Below are 577 nucleotides of genomic sequence, written 5' to 3' on the forward strand. Positions count from 1 at the left end.
CCCCTGGTGCAGCGTTTCGGTGCCGGCCTGGGCGGCTTCTCGACGGCTGCCCTGCTCTACCTGGGCGCGGCGGCGGTCGGCGCTGTGCTGCGCCGACCGGTCAAGCGCGAGGCCAGGGTGCGCCGAAGCGACGCCCCGCGGCTGGCGTGGATGGCGCTCTTCGGTGCGGTGATCGCGCCGGTGGCACTTGCCTGGGGCCTGCAGCGCACCAGCGCCGCCAGCGCCTCGCTCATGCTGGCACTCGAGGCGGTGTTCACCGCAGCGCTGGCCCGGCTCTGGTACCACGAGTCCATGGACCGCCGGGTGCTCGCGGGCGTCGCGCTGCTCGTGGGTGGCGGGATGCTGCTCGTATTCGACCGGCTCGAGTCCGGTCCCGGCCAGGCCGTGGGGCTGCTGGCGGTGGCGCTGGCGACCGCGGCCTGGGGCGTGGACAACGCGCTCTCGCGTCCGGTGGCCGAACGCGATCCGGGACAGGTGGTGCTGTTCAAGGGGATGCTCGGGGCCCTGGCCACCTGCTGCCTCGCGGTCGTCGGCGGCGAGCCGGTTCCGGCCGTGCTGCCCGCGCTGGGGTTGCTGG

1 protein-coding gene is annotated in these 577 nt (G+C 74.9%); it reads left to right on the forward strand.

Features of this window, described 5'->3' with window-relative positions; translation table 11 throughout:
• A partial coding sequence (locus tag I6F37_RS38515; protein ID WP_225154145.1) for a DMT family transporter occupies nt 1-577 on the forward strand: 577 nt, incomplete at both ends.

This window comes from Bradyrhizobium sp. NBAIM08 (assembly GCF_020193935.1).
GTDB lineage: Bacteria > Pseudomonadota > Alphaproteobacteria > Rhizobiales > Xanthobacteraceae > Bradyrhizobium > Bradyrhizobium yuanmingense.